This window comes from Streptomyces sp. NPDC001843, from assembly GCF_042891955.1.
Lineage (GTDB): Bacteria > Actinomycetota > Actinomycetes > Streptomycetales > Streptomycetaceae > Streptomyces.
In genome coordinates, this window is sequence record NZ_JBIATQ010000014.1 from 234,673 (window position 1) to 253,798 (window position 19,126).

The following is a 19,126-nucleotide window of genomic DNA, read 5'->3' on the forward strand; positions in this document are numbered from 1 at the left end:
GCCGCTAATTGATGCTTAGCGACCGGTCTTCGGGGCCTTCCAGCGGGCAATGCCCCGGGCCACCATGTTGAGGATCATCACGAAGGCGATCAGCGTGAGGGACGCCGCCCACGCGCGGTCGTGCGCCGGGTCGGCGCCCGCGGCGTACTGCTGGTAGATGTACAGCGGCAGCGACGCCTGCGCGCCCTCGAAGGGGTCGTTGTTGATGAAGGGGTTGCCGAACACCAGCAGCAGCACCGGCGCGGTCTCACCCGCGATACGGGCGATGGCGAGCATGACGCCGGTGATGATGCCGCCGATCGAGGTCGGCACGACCACCTTCAGGATGGTGCGCCACTTCGGCACACCCAGCGCCAGCGACGCCTCGCGCAGCTCGTTCGGTACGAGCTTGAGCATCTCCTCGGTGGAACGGACCACGACCGGCATCATCAGGATGGCCAGGGCCAGCGAACCGGCGAAGCCGAAGGGCTGCATGTCGAAGATCAGCATCAGGCTGAGGATGAACAGGCCCGCGACGATCGAGGGGATGCCGGTCATCACGTCGACGAAGAACGTGACGGCCTGGGCGAGCCTGCCGCGTCCGTACTCCACCAGGTAGATGGCGGTGAGGATGCCGATCGGCGCGCCGATCAGGGTGGCGAGGCCGACCTGCTCGAGGCTGCCGATGATGGCGGCGTAGATTCCGCCGCCCGGCTCGGAGTCCGCGACGACGCCCATGGAGTGGGTCAGGAAGTAGACGTCGAGGACCTTGACGCCGCGGGCGACGGTCACCCAGATCAGGGAGGCCAGCGGGACGACGGCGAGCAGGAAGGCGACCCAGACGAGGGAGGTCGCGACGCGGTCCTTGGCCTGGCGGCGGCCCTCGACACGGGCGGCGATGCCGAACGTGCCGAGGATGAACAGGATCGCGGCGATCAGGCCCCACTGGATCTTGCTGTCCAGGCCGGCGGCGAGGCCGATGCCGACCGCGACGACGAGGGACCCGGCGGCGATGGCCCAGGGCGACCACTTCGGGAGGCTGGCGCCGCGGAGCGTGCTGGGGCGCTTGTCGGCGATGCTGGCGGTGCTCATGCGTTGGCCCCCGAGTACTCCTTGCGGCGGGCGATGATCATGCGGGCCGCGCCGTTGACCAGCAGGGTGATGACGAACAGGACCAGGCCGGAGGCGATCAGCGCGTCACGGCCGTACTCGGTCGCCTCGCTGAACTTGCTGGCGATGTTCTGGGCGAAGGTGCCGCCGCCCGGGTTCAGCAGACTGGCCTGGATGTCGAAGGTCGGGGAGAGCACGGTGGCGACGGCCATCGTCTCGCCGAGCGCGCGACCGAGGCCGAGCATCGAGGCGGAGATCACACCGGAGCGGCCGAAGGGCAGCACCGCCATGCGGATGACCTCCCAGCGCGTGGCGCCGAGGGCCAGCGCGGCCTCCTGGTGCATCTGCGGGGCCTGCCGGAACACCTCGCGACTGACGTTGGTGATGATCGGCAGGATCATGATCGCGAGCAGGACGCCGACGGTGAGCATCGAGCGGGCGGGTCCGCCGTCCCAGGAGAAGATGCCGGTCCAGCCGAAGTAGTGGTCCAGCCAGCCGAACAGGCCGGTCATGTGCGGTACGAGGACGAGCGCGCCCCACAGGCCGTACACGATGGACGGCACGGCGGCGAGCAGGTCGATCACGTACGCGACCGGGCCGGCCAGCCTGCGCGGGGCGTAGTGCGTGATGAAGAGCGCGATGGCGACCGCGACCGGGACCGCGAGGGCCATGGCGATGATCGAGGAGACGATCGTGCCGAAGGCCAGCACCGCGATGCCGAAGACCGGCGGCTGGGCGCCGGTGTTCCAGTCGAAGGTGGTCAGGAAGTTGCCGTGGTCCTTGCTGATCGCGAGGGCGGCGCGGTAGGTGAGGAAGACCGCGATCGCGGCCATGATCACCAGCAGCAGGATTCCCGAACCACGGGAGAGGCCGAGGAAGATGCGGTCACCGGGGCGGGTGGCGCCACGGGCGTTCCGCTTCTGCTCGGCCACGGTCGGTTCGGGGACGGGTGGAGGTGCGTCGGTTGGCTTCGTCGATATTTCCATCGGGTTCTCCGGTCTGCGGAGCCGCCTGCGTCGGGCGGCTCGGTGGAGCCGTACGCGGGGTGCGGCTCCTGGCGGCGGTGCACCGGAAGGTGCGGCCCGGCTCCGCGGGGGAGTCGGGCCGCACTCGGGTCAGCTCAGGCCCTCGATGGTGGTGCGGACCTTGGAGATGATCGCGTCGGGGACCGGCGCGTAGTTGATGCCGGACAGGACCTTCTGGCCGTCCTCGCTGGCGATGTAGCGCAGGAAGGCCTTGGTGGCGGGCAGGGTGTCCACCTTGTTGCCCTTGTCGCAGACGATCTCGTAGGTGACCAGGGTGATCGGGTAGGCGCCCTCGGCCTTGGTCTTGTAGTCGAGCTGCAGCGACAGGTCCTGGCCCTGGCCGATGACCTTCGCGGCGGCGATGTCGGCGGTGGCGCTCTCGGTGCTGGGCGCGACCGGCTTGCTGGCACCGGTGTTGATGGAGACGGCCTTCATGCCGTCCGTGACGTAGGACAGCTCGAAGTAGCCGATGGCGCCGGAGGTCTGCTTCACCTGCTGGGCCACGCCCGCGGACTGCGGGGCGGACTGGCCGCCCTGGGCCTGCCAGGCCTTGCCGCCGGAGTACTTCCAGTTGTCGGGGGTGGTGGCCTTCAGGTACTTGGTGAAGTTGTCCGTGGTGCCGGACTCGTCCGAGCGGTGGAACGCCTGGATCTTCAGGTCGGGCAGCTTGACGCCCTTGTTCAGGGCGGCGATCGCCGGGTCGTTCCACTTCTTGATCTTGCTGTCGAAGATCTTGGCGAGGGTGGGCGCGTCCAGGACGAGGTTGTCCACACCCGGGACGTTGTAACCGATGGCGATCGGACCGCCGACCATCGGCAGGTCGATGCCCTGGCCGCCCTTGCAGACGCTCTTGGAGGCCTTGACCTCTTCGGGCTTCAGCGCGGAGTCGGAACCGGCGAAGGCGACCTGACCCTGCGTGAACGCGGTGACACCGGCGCCCGAGCCGCCGCCCTTGTAGTTGATCTGCACGCCACAGGCCTGGGAGAAGTTCTTCACCCACGCGTCGATCGCGTTCTTCTGCGCCGAGGAGCCGTCGGCGAGCAGCTGACCCTTGGCGTTGTCACACTTGATCGAGCTGGCCTTCGCCGTCGACGAAGAACCGCCGCCCGCCTTCGTACCCGTGTCGTCGGAGCCGCACGCCGTCAGGGCCAGGGCGCCGGAGACGGCCACAGCACCGAGGGAAAGGGCGCGAAGCCGGTTCTTGCGCTGAAGCTTCACTTTCGGGAGTTCCTTCCAGGAGCCGCCACCGTCGGCGGCGTGCGAAGTCGTTGTAGTGCCCGAGCACGCCGCGAAGGCCGCACTCAGCACCTGGTACGGCCGAAATTAGGCAGAACAGGTGAAGCGGCCGATGGCCGGAAGTGAACGGAGGGTGAACCCCTGCCGTCGGCCCGGTGAGGTCACGGAATGCTTACGGGGAGGGCACGTGGAGGTTCCGACTGCCGGGTTACGTATGGTGGAACCTTTGGCCCTCGGCTTCCGTCTCGTTCCACGGGAGCCGACGAAGGGCACGGGTATGGAACGGCGTACGTTCATCACAGGCGGCACGGCCGCGATCGCTGCGGCCGCTGCGGCTGGATGCAGGGGGATCGGCGGCGCTTCCGCCGGATCCGCGACGAACACGGCGACCACCTCGGACCCGTTGGCCAAGGCTCTTACGGCCACATCCTCGCGTACGCCCCTCAAGACCACCAACGCTGCGGCCGCCGCCGACTGGGCCGGCCTCGCCCGCGACCTCGACGGCACCCTGGTCCGCCCCGGCGACGCGTCCTGGAAGACCGCCCACCAGCTGTACAACACCCGCTTCGACGGCCTGAAACCGTCGGCGGTCGCCTACGTCGCCCACGCCGACGACATCCGGACGACGCTGTCCTACGCCCGCGCCCACGGCATACGCGTGGCGATACGCAACGGCGGCCACTCCTACGCGGGTTGGTCCTCCGGTGACGGCCGCCTCATAGTCGACGTCTCCAAGCTGAACCGGGTCCGGGTCAGCGGCCAGGAGGCGGTGGTCGGCGCCGGTTCCAAGCTGATCGACGTGTACCGCGCCCTCGCCGCCAAGGGCGTCACGATCCCCGCCGGTTCCTGCCCCACCGTCGGCGTCTCCGGCCTCGTCCTCGGCGGCGGCCACGGGGTCGTCTCCCGCGCTTACGGCCTCACCTGCGACAGCCTCACCCAGGCGACCCTGATCACCGCGGACGGCAAGCAGCTCACGGCGAACGCGACGACGAACAAGGACCTCTTCTGGGCCCTGCGCGGCGCCGGCAACGGCAACTTCGGCGTCGTGACCGAGCTCCACTTCAAGACCCACCCCGCCCCCCAGGCCGTCACCGGCTACTTGACCTGGCCCTGGGCGAAGGCCGCCGCGGTGGTCAAGGCCTGGCAGGAGTGGGGCCCGACCCAGCCCGACGAGATCTGGTCGTCCCTGCACCTGGCGAACACCCCGGGACACACCCCGACCATCTCCGTGGCCGCCTTCTCCCTGGGCACCTACGGCGAGCTGAAGAACGCGGTGGACCGCCTCGCGGACAAGGTGGGCGCGAACGCGAGCAGCGTCTCGCTCCACCGCCGCGGCTACGAGGAGGCCATGGAGATCTACGCCGGCTGCTCCTCCTTCTCCACCTCCGCCCAGTGCCACCTCCCCGGCTCCACCCCGGGACGCTCCCCGCAGGGCGCACTGGGCCGCGAAACATACGCCGCCCGCTCGGACTTCTTCGACCGCTCCCTCTCGGCGGCCGGGATCCAGACCCTGCTGGCCCAGTTGAAGTCGGTGCGCGGCGGCGCGGGCAGCATCGCGCTCACCGCACTCGGCGGCGCGGTCAACCGGGTCTCCCCGACCGCCACGGCCTTCGTCCACCGCCGCTCCCGCATGCTGGCCCAGTACATCGCCTCCTGGGGCGCGGGGGCCTCCGGCACGACGGCCCAGTCCTGGCTGACGTCGGCCCACAACGCCATGAAGCCGTACGCCTCCGGCGCGGCCTACCAGAACTACACCGACCCGACGCTGACGAACTGGCGCAAGGCGTACTACGGGGACGCGGCGACGAAGCTGGCACAGGTGAAGAAGACCTACGACCCGGAGAGGTTCTTCAGCTACCCGCAGGGGCTGTAGTCGGACGGCGGGGCGGCGGATCAGGTGGCAGCGGGGCTGCGGTCAGGCCGCGAGGTCCCGCTCCTCCGACGCCACGGACTTTCGCGCGCCGGGGACCAGCGCGTCGCCGGCCACACCGTCCACCGGCCGCCGCCGAACGACCCACCCCACCCGGGGCGACCGCTCGACGGCCCTCATCACCGGGGTGAGCAGGGCCATCGCCGGCGGCGACAGCAGCAGCGCCACCGCGGTCCCGAGCGCGAACCCGCCGATCACGTCGGTCGGGTAGTGCACCCCCATGTACACCCGGCAGAAGCCCTCGAACAGCGCCAGCCCGATCCCGAGGAGCCCGAACCGCCGGTTGGCGACGAACAGGCCGACCGCCACCGCCATGGTCAGGGTCGCGTGATCACTCACGAACGAGTAGTCGTTCTTCCCTGAGACGAGCACATCCAGGCCCTGGTGATCGACGAAGGGCCGGGGCCGCTCCACGAACCCGCGAATGGGCACGTTCACCAGTACGGCGATACCGGCGGCCAACGGCGCCCACACGAGCGCGGCGACCGAACCGGCCGCCTCGTCCCCGCTCCCGGCCCGCCGCCGCACCGACCACCAGCACCACACCACCACGAGCACCATGGCGAGCAACAGCCCGTACTCACCCACGAACTCCATCACCCGGTCGAACCACCCGGGCGCGTCCTTCGCCAGTCCGTTGATGTCGTACAGCAGGTCGACGTCGGGGTTAGATCCGGAATCGGCGAGTACAGCCATGGTGCTGCGGCCCCTTCGTCGTTCTCCGGGCGCACCTCGCGTGCGCCGCTCCTACCCACCCCCGTGGTTTCGTAGATCCGCTTCCGCTGCACTGACGCACTGACGTCCGCTCGGCTACGTCAACAGGAACGCACGTCCCCGGTCCCAACGTTCCACTCTCCACCGAAAGATCACGCAGACGTTATCGAAGAGAGACTCATCGCCGCAGCTCAGGGGGCAGGTTCACGCTCAGCTCACACCTTGGTGGGGAGTGCTTTCGCGCCATCTTCGGTTACCCGAGTGGCCCCGAAGTAGTCCGGGGTGTCGATCGGGTCGAACCGGATCACGGCACCCGTTCTCGGCGCGTCGATCATGTAGCCGCCGCCCACGTAGATCCCCACGTGCCGGATGGCCCGGGAGTCGGTGAGGTCGTCGGAGAAGAACACCAGATCCCCCGGCAGCAGCTCGTCCCGCTTGGGGTGCGGTCCCGCGTTGTACTGGTCGTTGGCGACCCGCGGAAGAGTGATCCCCACGGTTTCGTACGCGGCCTTGGTCAGTCCCGAACAGTCGAACCGTCCGCCCTGGTCAGCGGTACCGTTCCCGCCCCAGAGATAGGGCGTGCCGAGCTTCTTCTGCGCGAAGGCGATGGCCCCGGCGGCCTGCTGGCTGGGGTCGACGCGGGTGACCGGGGCGGCGAAGCTCTTCTCCAGGGTGGTGATCGTCTTCACGTAGTTCTGCGTCTCCCCGTACGGCGGCACGCCCCGGTATCTGATCACCGCGTCCGCGCCCGCGTTGTAGGCGGCGAGCATGTTCTCGGTGATGTTCCCCGGGACGGTCTTCACGTACGAGGCGAGCTGGCAGTCGTACGAAGCGGCCGATGGAATCGCGTCATTCGGGTCCCACACGTCCCGGTCCCCGTCGCCGTCGCCGTCGACACCGTGCGTGGCCCACGTCCCCGGGATGAACTGCGCGATCCCCTCCGCCTTCGCCGGACTCTTGGCGTTCGGGTTGAATCCGCTCTCCTGGTACAACTGGGCACCGAGCAGCGCGGGGTTGATGGCGGGACACAGATTGCCCCACTTCTGAACGAGCGTCTGGTACGCGGCGGGCACGGCCCCCTTGGCAAGGGCGACGGCCCCGCCGCCCACCCCATTGACGAGGTTCCCGGCGACGACGTACACCCCGACCACGAGCAGCATGACGAAGCTCAGCCCGAGCCCGACCGCGACCCCACCGGCCACCCAAACTTTCCGCACGGCCCAACCCTCCCCCATCCGCGCCCGCTTCAAGTCCGCTTTCGCCTCGCGCCGACCGACTCAGCCAGCATTTCGGCGTATTCCCGCCGCCGATCCGTCAGGGTAGCCGGTGATCTGACCGCACATCAGTGGGCGGGAAGCCGGGCCCGGGGGCCGAGGGGGCCGGACCTGGTGGTCGGTGCCCGGCCGGTACGCCGGCGGGCCGACCAGGCCCACCGCCGCCCTCGCGTCACGACCTGACGGTCACACGTGGATCTCGTTGGTGCAGTCGGTCCACCACGGCCTGGGGGGAACCCAACCGAGGTACTTGGTGCCGCAGATGCGGATGCTGCTGACCTGCAGGTACTTGGTCGCGTTGGACTTGCCCCGGTCCGCCCTCTGTTCCCCCCGGTCGTGGCCCGAAAGAGTCCGTGATGCGGACGCTGCCTGTGTAGTAGGTGCCGTCGCCGGTGTAGATCCAGACCCAGCCGTCCGAGCAGTTGTCCACCTGAACTTGGACGTTGTCGAGCTTGTAGTACTTGGTGCAGCCGGCCGTGGCGGAGGTGCTCGCCGCGGCCGGGGCAGCCGACACGGCGGTCAGCGCGGCCACGGCGAGGCCCAGGACCCTGGCCGTCTTCGCCAGCTTGCCCGGCAGTTTCTTCATGGTGACAACCCTCGTGGTGTGGTTCCGACCCCACGGCCACCACCCAACCGGCGCCCAGCTCACCGGCCCCCACTCCCCGCTCAGGGATCCGCCGCCGCCTCCCGGTAAAGCCTGGCTGCCTCCGCGCCCAGGACCACGCTGTAGGAGACGTCGGCCGTCGCTCCGCCCTCCTCGTGGCCGCCCAGGACGCCGACGACCTGCTGGTCCCCGTTGACCCAAGGGCTGCCGCTGGTCCCTCCGGTGAAGTCGGGGCAGGAGATCCGCTGCTGGGTGCTGCTGTGTGCGCGGGGCTTGTTGGTGCAGGTGATGGGGACCTCGCCGGAGTTGGGATACCCGGTCACCGTCACGGCGGTGGCGCCGGTCGCCACCCCCGTGGCGAAGCGGTTGGCGCCGACGACGTCCTCCAGCCGCTTGCCCTTCTCACCGCCCAGCCCCTCCACCACCGCGAACGCCACGTCGCTGTCCTCGTCCTGCTCCTTGGACCACCCGTCCGCCAGGAACCGCCTCTTCACCTTCCACAGGCCGTACGGCGCCTCGCCGTTCCGGTAACCCGGAACGAACACCAGGTCGCCGCCGTCGTCCCCGTCCACGCAGTGCGCGGCCGTGACGATGAGGTTGCCGTGGGCGCTGTGGACGACGGAGGCGGTGCAGAAGTGGCCCCCAGCGAGCTTGTCGGCCCGGTCCGCGCCGAAGAGCGCACCTATCCGTGCGCTCTCCTTCGTCGGAACGGTCCCGGCGGTGACCCCGAGGGGGCCCGGCCCGTCGTCGGCCGCCGCGACGGAGGCCGACGTCAGCGCCAGCAGCACAACGACTCCGAGCAGCGAGGGTCGTGAGGTGAACGAGATGCGTGAGGTGCGCTTCACCAGGCCCACTGTGTCCCTCGAAGGTGAGAATCCGTCCCTTGCCTAGCTGAGATTTGGCTGTGAATCGCCGCCATCATCGACCCGATGGCAATCGGCCCACAACAGCTTCCCGCCCTTGGAAGCCCCCAATTCCCGCAACGCGGATACCCCCCAGGCGTCCGCACAAGCCCGCACCAGGTGCAGCCCGCGCCCGCCTCCGCGAGGAGGTCAGTGCGGGAATACGGTGGTCACGGATTCTCCGATCAAGAAGGAGCCCCGCAATGCCTGACATCCCCCCCGACCTCACCTGGGAGCGCGCCGCCCCGCCGGAGGCGACCGGGCCCGGGCCCTGGATCGAGATCGCCTTCGGCGCGGGGGACGACGGGGAGGCCCCGGTCTACATCCGCGAGACCAGCGACCCGGACAACGTGGTCACCACCAACCGCCGCAAATGGGACGCCTTCGTACTCGGCGTGCAGGCGGGCGAGTTCGACCACTTCGTGGAGGGCGTACAGGACACGCAGCCCTGAAGGGTCCCCGGGGGCGGCGCTCAGACTGTGACCTGGCTGTGCGCCGGGTCAAGCCACCCCCACCCCGGCGCCATCCGCCCGCCAATGATCAGTAAGCCGGGCGCCCGTTTCGGTAACGCGGGAGTCAGGATTCCGCCACCCGCCTTGTTGTCGCGTACTCAACAAGCAATCGTCGTGCCGGGCCGCCGCCCCCACCGGTGAGCACATCGGTGGTCCCCCACCCGCAGGCCTCTGCCCACCCTTCCCAGGAGGCTGTACGTTGCGTACGACCACCCCCGGCTCCCCCCACATATCCGGCAGATGGCGCCGAATCGGCTCCGCCGCCGTCGCCACCGCCGCACTCGCGTTCACCGGACTGGGCACCGCCGCCCAGGCGAGCGCCGCGACCACCACGGCCACGCCCGCCACCTCCTCGAAGGTGACCTGGGCCGCCACCCCCTGCGCCACGCCCAAGCACAAGGGCGACCTGGCCTGCAACTCCTTCCGGGTCACCGGCGGCACCACCGCCTTCCAGAAGGCGCAGGCCGAGCTGACCGGCAAGATCGCGAAGGTCACCCCCAAGGCCGCCGCCGCGGCCCCCACCGGTTACGGCCCCAGCGACCTCCAGGACGCCTACGGCCTGACCGACGCCGCCGCCTCGAACGGCTCCGGCGAGACCATCGCGATCGTCGACGCGTACGACGACCCGAACGCCGCGGCCGACCTGGCGAAGTACCGCTCGTACTACGGCCTCCCCTCCTGCACCACCGCCAACGGCTGCTTCAAGAAGGTCGGCCAGACCGGCTCCGCGACCTCCCTGCCCTCCGCCGACAGCGGCTGGGCCGAGGAGGAGTCGCTCGACCTGGACATGGCCTCCGCGACCTGCCCGCAGTGCAACATCCTGCTCGTCGAGGCCAAGTCCTCCTCGATGGCCAACCTCGGCACCGCGGTCAACGAGGCGGTCAAGCTCGGCGCCAAGTTCGTCTCCAACAGCTACGGCGGCTCCGAGTCGTCCAGCGACACCTCGTACGACTCCTCGTACTTCAACCACCCGGGCGTCGCCGTCACCGTCAGCGCCGGTGACGAGGGCTACGGCGCGGAGTACCCGGCCGCGTCGAAGTACGTGACCGCCGTCGGCGGCACCGCCCTGTCCACCTCCTCGAACTCCCGCGGCTGGACCGAGAGCGTCTGGAGCACCAGCAGCACCGAGGGCACCGGCTCCGGCTGCTCCTCCTACGACGCCAAGCCCAGCTGGCAGACCGACACCGGATGCGGCAAGCGCGCCATCGCCGACGTCTCGGCTGTCGCCGACCCCGCCACCGGCGTCGCGGTCTACGACTCCTACGGGGTCACCGCCGGCTGGTACACCTTCGGCGGCACCAGCGCCTCCGCCCCGATCATCGCCGGCGTCTACGCCCTCGCGGGCACCCCGGGCAGCAGCGACTACCCCGCCGAGTACCCGTACGAGTCGGCCGGCACCTCGGCCCTCAACGACGTCACCAGCGGCAGCAACGGCAGCTGCTCCTCAAGCGCGAGCTACCTGTGCACCGCCAGGTCCGGCTACGACGGCCCCACCGGCTGGGGCACCCCGGAGGGCACCGCCGCCTTCACCGGGTGAACCCCACGGCATGACCTCCCCGTCGGGTCACGGGGAGCCGCCACAGCGAGGGGGACGTGGGGTCCCCTCGGCGGCACGCAGGGGAAAGGGTCACGGCAGCCGGCCGTGACCCTTTCCTCTTTCTGGGCTTCAGCCACCGCCGGGGCCGCTTCCTCGTGAGACCATCGTCCCGACAAGCGTCACCCGACCAGCCGTCAGAAAGCGTGCCCGGTCGTAGAGAAGCACAACGACACAACCACACGGCAGGTTCCGCCCAGGCGTCATTGCCCGGCGTGACCTGCCGTGATACACAGAGTGACCAGACGAGTCATTCGTACGAAACCAGCCCGACAATGACGCCAAGTCGACATACGGCGGCGAGATTGTCGGCGACAATGAGGCCTGACCTCTGCACAGGGCAGGGGGACTGCGGAACAACCCACCAGGGGCGGTGACTTACATGCTCTTTGCGGCCGACAAGGGAGACATCAACACCATCATCGGCGGAATCGCTCCGGACTGGGGGCCCTTCGGCAGCCTGGGCAACGAAGCCAAGGTGATGATCGAGGTGGTGATGGCCGTGGCGATCCTGCTCTGCCTCGGCATCGCCGTCTGGGGCGCGGCCAAGCAGCGCATCGGTGCGACGGCCCTGCGGGACACGTTCAGCGCCGAACAGGGCAAAGGCCTCATCATCGCCGGTCTGACGGGCGTCTTCATCATCGGTTCCCTCGGCACCCTGTTCACCATCGTGTACGGGATGGCCGTGTAGCGGTCTCCCACTCCTCCAGTCCTCCGGGCACGCCCGGCCCCGACCACCCCACCCGCCCGTCGTGCCCACCGGCTGAGGTTGCGTTTCCCTGATGTCGAGTCACCACACCGCGCCCGCGCGGGAACCAGCACGGCTACCGTCGTACTTCTACGCGTTCCGGTACGAGGTCGAGGTCGAGGGGGCGTACGCGGCATGAGTCTCGGAGACGAGCAGGGTCACGGCGGCGCGGGCGAGACCAGAACCCGGCTGCCCGAACGGGAGACCGACCCCTACGGCGGGGCCCGCCGAGGCGGTCGGTCATCCTCCAGGAGCCTGGTCACGGTGGTCGGCGTGGTCGTCCTCCTCATCGCGGCGATCGCCTTCGCGAACCGCGGCGACGACGATGCCTCCGGCGGTGACGCGGGATCAGAGGCCAAGCCCAAGGTCGCGACCACCGCGGCCAGCGGGACGAAGCCGGTGGCTTCCAAGGCCGGGGGGATTCCCACGGGGTACTCGCGGGATCAGCAGGGGGCGGAGAGTGCGGCGGCGAACTATTCCGTGGCGCTCGGCTCGGCCGAGATGTTCAGCAAGACACAGCGAGACTCCATCCTGCAGACCATCATCGTGCCCTCCCGGGTCGCCGGCATGGAGGCAGCTCTCGACCGGGCGTACTCACCTGCGCTCAACAAGAGCATCGGCCTGAACGACGACGGTACGACCCCGAAGGGCAACACGTTCGTCTCCCGTACGAGCCCGATCGGAACCAAGGTCACCGAGTTCACCACCAGCACCGCCACCGTTGAGGTCTGGTGCAGCGGCCTGCTCGGACTGGCGGGCCAGAGCTCCACCAACCCGGTCACCAACAGTTGGTTCACCATCACCATGAAACTGCAGTGGACCGATGGGGACTGGAAGATCGTGACGCACTCCCAGAAGGAAGGCCCGGCGCCCGTTCCCGGCGACGACAAGGCCTCCACCGCTGATGACATGGCGAAGGCAGTCGAGGAGTACGGAGGCTTCACTTATGCCCGCTAGCCGCGTACTCAAGCTGACCGGTGCCGTTACGGCCATACAGGCCGTCGCAGTTCTCATGGCCACCCGGGCCTTTGCCGCGCCCAGTCCGTCACCGTCGCCGAGCAACGACCCCTGCAACCTGATCCACGGGGCCGCCAAGGACTACTGCGAAAAGGGCAACAAACGCGGCCTGACATCCGACCCCCCCGTCTCCAGCACCCTCGACCCCCTCTCCTCCCTGGCCAAGGGCTGCGCCGAGGCGGCGTCGTGGACGATCGACAAGTTGAGTGACGCGGTGAAGGAGACGGCCAACGTCGACTTCACGAACGAGAAGTTCCTCCAGCAGTACGCGGTGGTCTTCGCGGCGTCGACGATCCTCACGCTCCTGCTGTGGCTGCTGGCCGTGGCCAAGCGGGCGGTGCGCGGCGTTCCGCTCACCACCGCCATCTCGGAAGCCGTCGGGTTCCTCTGGCTGACCGTGCTGGCCAGCGCGTTCACGCCGCTGATCCTGTACACGGTCGTGTCGGCCACCGACGGGGTCACGGACGTACTCGCCAAAGCCACCGGCGACCAGACGGACACGTTCTTCGGGACGTTCTCCGGCGCCCTGGGCAAGGGCAACGACATCGGCGGCGGCCCGATCATGCTGATCGTCGTGTCCCTGGTCAGCATCCTCGCCGCCGGCATCCTCTGGCTGGAGCTCGTCATCCGCGCCGCCCTGCTCTACGTCGGCGCCCTCCTCGGCACCGTCGTCTACGCGGGCCTGGTGGACAAGAACCTGTGGGGACACGTCCGGCGCTGGGCCGGGATCATGATCGCGGTCATCCTGGTGAAGCCCGTCATCGTCATCGTGCTGGGCCTCGCCGGGGCACTGTCCGGCGACAACGGCCCGGACGCCTTCTCCGCGGTCGTCTCCGGACTCGCCATCATCCTGCTCGCCATCTTCGCGAGCGCGATGATCTACCGTTTCGTACCGGGCTTCGGCGACGAGATCGCCAGCGGCCGCAACAACCGCATCATGCAGGGCGCCGAGGGCAAGGCCGCCGCGGTCATCAGCTCCCCGGCGACCCTGGTCGCCCAGGGCATCAAGACGCACAGCACCCGCGCCGACAGCAACGGCTCAGGCGGAGGCCAGTCGTCCGGGGGCCCCCGGCCGGCCAACCCGGCCTCCGGCGGAGTGGCCGCGCACAGCAGCCGTACCCCGAGCGGGGGCGGCGCGGCCGCCCCAGCGCCGCGCGCCCCGAGCCCGGTCAACACACCGCACGCAGGCAACACCCGCAACAGCAGCAACCGCACGGGAGGTGAAGGGCGTTGACGACCCAGTCCCACATGTCGCATCCGGTCACGCCCCGCCGTACGTATCTGATCGGCCGCGCCCGGCCGAACGGCATCATCGGCCGGAACCGCGAGTCCGGCGAGATCGCGCTGATCATCGCGGGCGCGTTCCTCGGCATGATGTGCGGGCTCCTCGTCCCCGTCCTGTCGCTGCGCATCGTGCTGCTGACCGGCTTTCCGATGCTGGCGCTGGCGGCGGTGTACGTGCCGTACAAGCGCCGCACCTTCTACAAGTGGTTCGAGATCAACCGCAGCTTCAAACGCACCGTCAAGCGGGCCGCCGTCTACCGCTCCGACGTGATGGAGGCCGGCACGCGCCTGGACGGGCGTGAGGTCGAGATCGGGCCGCCGCCCGGCATCGGACGGATCAGCTGGCTGGCCGCGCCGTTCGGGCCGGACGAGATCGCCGTACTGCTGCACGCCGACCGCAAGACCGTCACCGCCGCCATCGAGATCGAGGGCCCGGGCGTCGGTCTGCGCGACTCCGAGGACCAGGAGGCCCTGGTCGACCGGTTCGGCACGCTGCTCAAGCACGTGGCGAACGGCGACGGCTTCGTCACCCGCCTGCAGATGCTCGCCCGCACCCTGCCCGCCGACCCCGACGCCCACGCCAAGGACGTCACCCAGCGCGGCGACGAGCGGGCCCCGGGATGGCTCAGGCAGTCGTACGACCAGCTGCAGTCGATGGTGTCCACCAGCAGCGAGCAGCACCGCGCCTACCTCGTCGCCTGCATGCACTACTCCCGCGAGCTGGCCGCCGAGGCACAGGCCATGGCCCGCGCGGCCCGGCCGCAGGGCGGGCGGAAGCTGGACCGGGACGCGGGACTCGCGGTCGTCATGGCCCGTGAGCTGACCGACATCTGCTCGCGGCTGCAGGAGGCCGACATCCGGGTCCGCCAGCCCCTGGGGCAGGGGCGCCTGGCGTCCCTCATCCACTCCATGTACGACCCCGACCACCCGATCGACCACATCCAGGCGATGACCCAGCGCAACGCCTGGCCGGCCGAGCTGGACGCCATGGAGCCCACCTACCTCCAGGCGAAGACCCGGGAGTCCACCACCCGCGCGCCCTGGTGCCATGCCACGGCATGGGTGAAGGAGTGGCCGATGACCCCGGTCGGCGTCAACTTCCTGGCGCCGCTCCTCGTCCACACCCCGGACGTGATCCGCACGGTCGCCGTGACGATGGACCTCGAACCCACCGAGCTCGCCATCGAGCGGATGCTGACCGAGAAGACCAACGACGTCGCCGAGGCGTCCCGCGCCGCCAAGATGAACCGGACGGTGGACCCGCGCGACGTCGCCGCCCACAACCGCCTGGACCAGCGCGGCGAGGACCTCGCCAGCGGCGCCGCCGGAGTGAACCTGGTCGGCTACATCACCGTCTCCTCGCGCTCCCCGGAGGCGCTGAACCGCGACAAGCGCACGATAAGGGCGTCCGCCGGAAAGTCGTACCTCAAGCTGGAGTGGTGCGACCGCGAGCACCACCGCGCGTTCGTGAACACGCTGCCGTTCGCCACCGGAATCCGAAGGTAGGGGTTGATGCCCTGATGCGGGACCCGCTGTCCGCCATCACGGACGCCTTCACGTCCTTCCTCTTCGGGAAGGTCGAGACGACCCGGCTGCCGGTGCGCACCTCCACGGGCCAGGCCCAGGCCGTCTACCTGCCGACCGCCGCTCCCGGCCTCGGCGACTCGGGCGTCATCATCGGCCGCGAGGTGTATTCCGGGAAGGGCTACATCTACGACCCGTTCCAGCTGTACGGCCAGCAGCTCCCCGCCCCGCACTGGCTGGTCCTCGGCGAGTCCGGCAACGGCAAGTCGGCGCTGGAGAAAACGTATGTCCTGCGCCAGCTCCGCTTCCGCGACCGCCAGGTCGTCGTCCTCGACGCGCAGGGCGAGGACGGGGTGGGCGAGTGGAACCTCATCGCGGAGGAGCTGGGGATAACCCCCATCCGGCTGGACCCGACGGCCGCCCTGAACCACGGGATCCGGCTCAACCCCCTGGACCCGTCGATCACGACGACCGGTCAGCTGGCCCTGCTGCGCACCATCGTCGAGGTCGCGATGGGCCACGGCCTCGACGAGCGCTCCGGCTTCGCGCTGAAGGTCGCCCACTCGTTCGTCAACGAGACGATCGTCGAGCGCCAGCCCGTGCTCTCCGACATCGTCGAGCAGCTACGGCACCCGGAGCCCGAGTCGGCCGAGGCGATGAACGTCGCCATAGACGACGTACGGGCCTGGGGACTCGACGTCGCCTTGGTGCTGGACCGGCTGGTCGACGGTGACCTGCGGGGCATGTTCGACGGCCCGACCACGGTCGGCATCGACCTCGACGCCCCGCTGATCGTCTTCGACCTCTCCCACATCGACCGCAACTCCATCGCCATGCCCATCCTGATGGCGATCGTCGGAGTGTGGCTGGAGCACACGTGGATCCGCCCCGACCGGAAGAAGCGCATCTTCCTGGTCGAGGAGGCCTGGCACATCATCAACAGCCCGTTCGTCGCGCAGCTCTTCCAGCGGCTGCTGAAGTTCGGACGCCGGCTGGGTCTTTCGTTCGTAGCGGTGGTGCACCACCTGAGTGACGTGGTGGACGGGGCGGCGGCGAAGGAGGCCGCGGCCATCCTGAAGATGGCGTCGACGCGGACGATCTACGCCCAGAAGGCGGACGAGGCTCGTGCGACCGGCCGGGTGCTCGGACTGCCACGCTGGGCGGTGGAGATCATCCCGACGCTCACCCCGGGTATCGCGGTCTGGGACGTCAACGGCAACGTCCAGGTGGTCAAACACCTGGTCACCGAGACGGAACGCCCCCTGGTCTTCACCGACCGCGCGATGACCGAGTCGTCCAGCGACCTCGAGGCGTACGACGACGCCCTGCGCGCCGCCGAACTGGAGGCGGAGCAGCGGGCGGCGGCCTTCGTGGAACAGCACATCGGCGACCTGGACGGGTCGTCGGAGTCGACGGTGGCGTAGGGGAGGCGGCGTGAGACCCGACGACCGCGACCACGGGCGGGGACGCCGGGAGGGCCAGGGCGGCGTTCCCGACGGCCTGCTGATCGGACTGCTCGCCTTCCTGCTCGGCATGACCCTGCTGGTGTGGACGGCGACGGGTCTCGCGGGCTGGTTCGCGGGCGGCGCGTGGCCGTCCGGGGTCACCTTCACCCACACGCCCACGGCCATGCGCCACCTCATCGGCCGACCGCACGACATGACCGGCGCCTGGCCGGACACCCCGGCGGACCAGCTGTCGGGCTACGGGCTGTTCTGGGGGCTGTTCATAGGGCAGCTGATGGTGCTGTTCGTGCTGACCGTGTTCGTGATCGGCACGGTGGCACGGTGGCGGGCGGGGCGGGCCCGGCGGAGGCTGGGGGCCGTGCCGGGGGCGGTCTCGGGAGCTGTGCCGGGGGCGGCGGCGGCTTCCGCGGCGCCGGCACCAGTGTCTCCCTATGACGTTCCCGAGCCTGTGAACGACCTTCCCCAGCCTGTGCACGAGGTGCCCGAGCCTGTGCACGAGGTGCCCGAACCTGTGCACGAGGTGCCCGCGCCTCGGCGGGAACCGGTGCCTGAGGAGCCTCGGACCTTCACGAACCGCGCCGAAGGCGCGGTGCTGTACGGCGCCCCCGCGGACCGTCAGACCAGCGCGGCCCAGGCTATCCGCGACGCCGAAGGTCCCCTCGTCGTGGTCAGCTCCAATGCCGCACTCTGGCAGGAAACCAAGGACGCGAGAGCGAAACTGGGCCCTGTCCTCCTCTACGATCCCGCCCACCTCTGCGACACGCCGGCCCGTCTGCACTGGTCCCCGACCGCGGGCTGCGGGGACAAGGAAACGGCGGTCCAGCGAGCGGCCGCCCTGCTCACCCCGGTCCGACCGACCGCCCGGCTGGACCAGGCGGTCAGCGACACCGCCCAGACACTCCTGCGCAGCTACCTCCACGCCGCCGCCCTCGACAACCGCAGCATCCGCCACGTCCACCGCTGGGCCCAGGGCACCCAGATCCAGGACGCGGTCCGCGCCCTGCGTACGCACCCGAAGGCGGCTCCCGGCGCCGCGGGCGAGCTGGAGGCCGCGCTCACCTCGCACCCCGACCGCCGGGACATGGCACACGAGTTGACGAGCCGTGCCCTGTCGGCACTGTCCACGGTCAACATCCGCGAGGCCTGCACGGCAAACCGAACTGATGCCCTTGCCTTGGATTCCTTCGTCGACGAAGGGGGCACGCTTTATGTGCTCGGTGAATCCATCGAGGACCCCAGGACGAGCCCCGGTGCGATGCCGTTCCTGACGGCCCTCGTCTCCAGCGTGGTCGAGCGCGGCCGGCGCATGGCCGAACGGTCATCCTCCGGTCGGCTCGACCCACCACTCACCCTGGTCCTGGAGGACGTCGCGGCCGTCGCCCCGCTCTCCCAGCTCCCGGACCTCCTGTCCACGGGAAAGGACCGCGGCCTGCCCACGCTGGCCCTGCTCCGCTCCCGCGAACAGGCCCGCAGCCGCTGGCCCCACGACGAGCTGCCGGTGTGAGCGTCAGTCCCGCTCGAGCACGAACTCCAGCTCCTGCTGGGCAGCGTCCCTGAAGAACGCAACAGTGACACCGCTCGGCCTGAACCCGGCCCTACGGTAGAAGCGCTGCGCGCGCCCGTTGTCCTCGTGCACCATGAGCCGCACCCGTTCCGCGCCGGCCGCCCAGGCCCACTGCACGGCCTCGTCGAACAGCACCTCGGTCAGACCACACCCGCGGTGCTCGGGCCGCACGTACACGCCGACGACGTGTCCCTGCCGCCGCTCCACGGGAAGCCCCGCCCAGTCCTTGGTTCCGGGCTCCTCCATCAGTACGGTGAGGGTGCCGGCCCACTCGCTGTCGGGCCCTTCCACGACGAACTGCCGGACGGTGGAGGACCCTTCCGAGGCGCCGGCCGCCCGCTCCTGCCAGAAGGAGTCCAGCTTGGCCTGGGCCTCCTCGTACGTCTCCAGGAAGGCGAGGTGCGCGATCGGGTCCCGGAGCGCGAGCAGCCGCAACGCTTTGACTGCGGGCCACTCGTCGGCGCGTATGGAGCGGATGACGTAGTTCATGCGTCTCACAGTAACCGGAAACACAAAAAGGCCCACACCTGATTAGGTGTGGGCCTTTTTCAATATTTGTTCGGCGGTGTCCTACTCTCCCACAGGGTCCCCCCTGCAGTACCATCGGCGCTGTGAGGCTTAGCTTCCGGGTTCGGAATGTAAC

Annotated in this window: 17 protein-coding genes and 1 rRNA gene; 9 read left to right on the forward strand and 9 right to left on the reverse strand. The window is 69.6% G+C overall.

Annotation, left to right across the window (positions count from 1 at the left end):
• Positions 1-15 precede the first annotated feature (15 nt).
• From pstA to pstS, 3 genes are all read right to left on the reverse strand, one after another.
• Complete coding sequence (gene pstA / locus ACFYZQ_RS31770) at positions 16-1,071, reverse strand: phosphate ABC transporter permease PstA (RefSeq protein ID WP_389155187.1); 1,056 nt, start codon at positions 1,069-1,071, stop codon at positions 16-18.
• A complete protein-coding gene (gene pstC, locus ACFYZQ_RS31775; protein WP_389155190.1) occupies positions 1,068-2,075 on the reverse strand; it encodes a phosphate ABC transporter permease subunit PstC in 1,008 nt (335 codons plus the stop codon). The genes pstA and pstC overlap by 4 nt, the downstream gene beginning before the upstream one ends.
• A 129-nt stretch (positions 2,076-2,204) precedes the next feature.
• Positions 2,205-3,332, reverse strand: coding sequence for a phosphate ABC transporter substrate-binding protein PstS (gene pstS, locus ACFYZQ_RS31780; RefSeq protein ID WP_389155193.1), 1,128 nt, complete (start codon positions 3,330-3,332; stop codon positions 2,205-2,207).
• Positions 3,333-3,627: 295 nt separating this feature from the next.
• On the opposite strand from pstS, the gene ACFYZQ_RS31785 reads away from it, so the two are divergent.
• Positions 3,628-5,223: an FAD-dependent oxidoreductase gene (locus tag ACFYZQ_RS31785; RefSeq protein ID WP_389155196.1), complete on the forward strand. Its 1,596-nt coding sequence runs from the start codon at positions 3,628-3,630 to the stop codon at positions 5,221-5,223.
• 42 nt (positions 5,224-5,265) lie between these two features.
• Here ACFYZQ_RS31785 and ACFYZQ_RS31790 read toward each other — a convergent pair whose 3' ends face one another.
• The 4 genes from ACFYZQ_RS31790 to ACFYZQ_RS31805 all read right to left on the reverse strand — a co-directional run bounded on the left by ACFYZQ_RS31790 (position 5,266) and on the right by ACFYZQ_RS31805 (position 8,717).
• A complete protein-coding gene (locus ACFYZQ_RS31790; protein ID WP_389155198.1) occupies positions 5,266-5,976 on the reverse strand; it encodes a phosphatase PAP2 family protein in 711 nt (236 codons plus the stop codon).
• Between the two features lie 233 nt (positions 5,977-6,209).
• The gene (locus tag ACFYZQ_RS31795; RefSeq protein ID WP_389155261.1) at positions 6,210-7,229 is read right to left on the reverse strand and encodes an NlpC/P60 family protein; all 1,020 of its coding nucleotides are present in this window, start codon (positions 7,227-7,229) and stop codon (positions 6,210-6,212) included.
• Positions 7,230-7,440: 211 nt separating this feature from the next.
• Positions 7,441-7,854, reverse strand: a complete 414-nt coding sequence (locus ACFYZQ_RS31800) for a hypothetical protein (protein WP_389155201.1) — start codon at positions 7,852-7,854, stop codon at positions 7,441-7,443.
• An 80-nt stretch (positions 7,855-7,934) separates the two neighbouring features.
• Entirely contained in the window at positions 7,935-8,717 is a 783-nt protein-coding gene (locus tag ACFYZQ_RS31805) for a trypsin-like serine peptidase (protein WP_389155203.1), read from the reverse strand.
• 260 nt (positions 8,718-8,977) lie between these two features.
• Here ACFYZQ_RS31805 and ACFYZQ_RS31810 point away from each other — a divergent pair, with 260 nt between their 5' ends.
• The 8 genes from ACFYZQ_RS31810 (at position 8,978) to ACFYZQ_RS31845 (ending at position 18,423) form a co-directional block, all read left to right on the forward strand.
• The gene (locus ACFYZQ_RS31810; RefSeq protein ID WP_389155206.1) at positions 8,978-9,226 is read left to right on the forward strand and encodes a DUF397 domain-containing protein; all 249 of its coding nucleotides are present in this window, start codon (positions 8,978-8,980) and stop codon (positions 9,224-9,226) included.
• 259 nt (positions 9,227-9,485) lie between these two features.
• Entirely contained in the window at positions 9,486-10,823 is a 1,338-nt protein-coding gene (locus ACFYZQ_RS31815) for a peptidase S8 (protein WP_389155208.1), read from the forward strand.
• 439 nt (positions 10,824-11,262) lie between these two features.
• Positions 11,263-11,571, forward strand: coding sequence for a hypothetical protein (locus tag ACFYZQ_RS31820; protein ID WP_014673544.1), 309 nt, complete (start codon positions 11,263-11,265; stop codon positions 11,569-11,571).
• A 192-nt stretch (positions 11,572-11,763) separates the two neighbouring features.
• On the forward strand, positions 11,764-12,585 hold the full coding sequence (locus tag ACFYZQ_RS31825) for a hypothetical protein (protein ID WP_389155211.1): 822 nt from the start codon (positions 11,764-11,766) through the stop codon (positions 12,583-12,585).
• Complete coding sequence (locus ACFYZQ_RS31830) at positions 12,575-13,879, forward strand: hypothetical protein (protein ID WP_389155214.1); 1,305 nt, start codon at positions 12,575-12,577, stop codon at positions 13,877-13,879. The genes ACFYZQ_RS31825 and ACFYZQ_RS31830 overlap by 11 nt, the downstream gene beginning before the upstream one ends.
• The gene (locus tag ACFYZQ_RS31835) at positions 13,876-15,435 is read left to right on the forward strand and encodes an SCO6880 family protein (RefSeq protein ID WP_389155216.1); all 1,560 of its coding nucleotides are present in this window, start codon (positions 13,876-13,878) and stop codon (positions 15,433-15,435) included. Before ACFYZQ_RS31830 ends, ACFYZQ_RS31835 begins: the two co-directional genes overlap by 4 nt.
• 14 nt (positions 15,436-15,449) lie before the next feature.
• Complete coding sequence (locus ACFYZQ_RS31840; protein WP_389155218.1) at positions 15,450-16,877, forward strand: ATP-binding protein; 1,428 nt, start codon at positions 15,450-15,452, stop codon at positions 16,875-16,877.
• A gap of 10 nt (positions 16,878-16,887) precedes the next feature.
• A complete protein-coding gene (locus ACFYZQ_RS31845; protein WP_389155221.1) occupies positions 16,888-18,423 on the forward strand; it encodes a type VI secretion protein in 1,536 nt (511 codons plus the stop codon).
• Positions 18,424-18,426: 3 nt separating this feature from the next.
• Here ACFYZQ_RS31845 and ACFYZQ_RS31850 read toward each other — a convergent pair whose 3' ends face one another.
• The gene (locus tag ACFYZQ_RS31850) at positions 18,427-18,972 is read right to left on the reverse strand and encodes a GNAT family N-acetyltransferase (RefSeq protein ID WP_389155224.1); all 546 of its coding nucleotides are present in this window, start codon (positions 18,970-18,972) and stop codon (positions 18,427-18,429) included.
• 68 nt (positions 18,973-19,040) lie between these two features.
• Positions 19,041-19,126: ribosomal RNA gene (gene rrf / locus ACFYZQ_RS31855) — 5S ribosomal RNA — on the reverse strand; the annotation flags it as partial.